Source organism: Phyllobacterium sp. P5_D12 (assembly GCF_054049495.1).
On record NZ_JBFUMG010000711.1, the window covers coordinates 1 to 1,936 of the forward strand.

The 1,936-nt window shown below is 49.5% G+C and carries 1 protein-coding gene; it reads left to right on the forward strand.

Annotated elements, in window-relative coordinates; translation table 11 throughout:
• The first annotated feature begins 357 nt into the window (after positions 1-357).
• A complete protein-coding gene (locus ACXJ5O_RS25570; RefSeq protein ID WP_457302356.1) occupies positions 358-1,350 on the forward strand; it encodes a hypothetical protein in 993 nt (330 codons plus the stop codon).
• Positions 1,351-1,936: the final 586 nt, after the last annotated feature.

Below are 1,936 nucleotides of genomic sequence, written 5' to 3' on the forward strand. Positions count from 1 at the left end.
GGCCTCAGCCGGCTCAAATAGAATTACGCAGCGTGTTTGGACGGTTTCTCAAACTTGCAATGACATTGTCAACATTCAGCGAAGCCGCGCCAAATGTTGACAATAGAAAAAATCAATAAAAAGTATATTCTTGCTATTGACTGGCGCTACGCCGTCCATGAGACTTGTAATTAGGAAGACGATAACAGTAGTTATTGTTGCAAGTTAGAGGATGACAGAATGAATAAATACAGTTTTGCGATTGATAACGATCTTTATTTTTGGACAAAGGTGGCAACGTTGGCATCAAATTATGATTAACAACGAATGCGCGGTTAGAAGCTATACAATACTGTTCAACGAGAAGGAGTTTTGCAATTGAAGTTCGAAACCAGTCCACAAACACTGCGCAACCTCATCGACGCGATGCTGCGCAAAAGTTACCCGCGTCCTCAGTTCTTGCGGGCCATCTATGGAGGCCGAAAGCAGTCGTCGATCGTAGACGAACATGCCGATGCGATCGTTCTCATGGTCGCGGAAGTGATTTGTAGTACGTACTGCATGTACCGGGGCGAAGATAGGACCTTCTCAACTTACGAGGCCGATAACGTTCTCGGATTTGCTTGCGACCTCGTCCGAAGCTACGACGAGGAAAACGCTGATCGCAATGACGACTATTCCGTCAATCCTTATTGTCAATACGGACTTCCTAAAAACATCGAAGCCACGCTCATTGCGGTGACCGACCTGCTCATCACGACATTCAATGAGCAGGTCGAGTTAATCAACTCATGCCTGCTCGGAGACAAGCAACAAGAAAGACTTCTGGCCCAGCGGATCCTCGTCACAGATCCAGCAGGACGCCAGCTTATCAATGAAATGGCGCGAACCTATCCGCAGCTAAACGGCCCGACATTTGGTATGGTTGACAAGAATGGCAATTTCGGGATGTGCGGCTGCGAGCTTGCTGATCGAGTTTTAGTGAGGGCGGCACAGCATATTGCAACCGCACATGAGGTTGACGGGGACCTACTGCAGGTCAGGCACTATCGGCATGTGTTGCAATGCGCTTATGAATCATTGAGATCTGCTTCGCCTGCCACAAAACTGGAAATGGAAGCGGGCCATTGCGACCRCTCGATGTCACCCAAGCATCGAAAGCAACTGAAGGAATGCGTGAAAAACCTTATCCGGACGCTGCATTGCAGGGCCGCCATTCAAAACAACGTGGTAGCCCACGCCAGTGCGGTCAACTCGGCACGTCGATTGCCCATACGTATCAAGCAGAGTCATCATAATCAAGAAATCACTTTAGGTACATATGATGATAATATGAAAACCGTTTTCGTACTCAAGGCCGCAAAGCCATAGGTTGGCAAGCTGCGCACTTTGAGAAACAGGAATTGAAGTGCTGCCGTATTTGGTGCGCCCACCCGTCCGGCAAGCTTTTCTGGGGCGAGGGTATAGATGAGAATGGAGGCTGGCGGCCCTGCCGTAAGCTCCTCTTCGATGGTTATCCGGGATTTCGATCGAGGGTCCCGCCGAGTCCATGAAGGCACGCGGCATAGATCAGTTTTTTCACGATTCACTTCCGTTGCTGCGATCAATATATTCGCAATACGATAGCGCTGGCTATGACGGATTTGGCGCACATGATGATGGTTACCTCGGATTTACTCGGAAGACCTTCCACAGACGGCGAATGCATGGCAGCAATATATTTTAACATATATAACACTGCCGGATTAGAATAGGTGAACGCTGAGCCTGCGATTCCTGTTTCTATGTGGGTGCGTGAATGTGGCCGAGGTATAACCTCCGTTCAAGCTACGTTCCAGGCGCGAAGCTAAGGCCATGCGGGGCGATCAGTCTCGATGCGAGTCAACACGCCAAGTCCAAGCTCGTTCAGGTCGTCGATCTTGACCTGGGCCGCCTTTTGATCTGACCCAATTTCGAA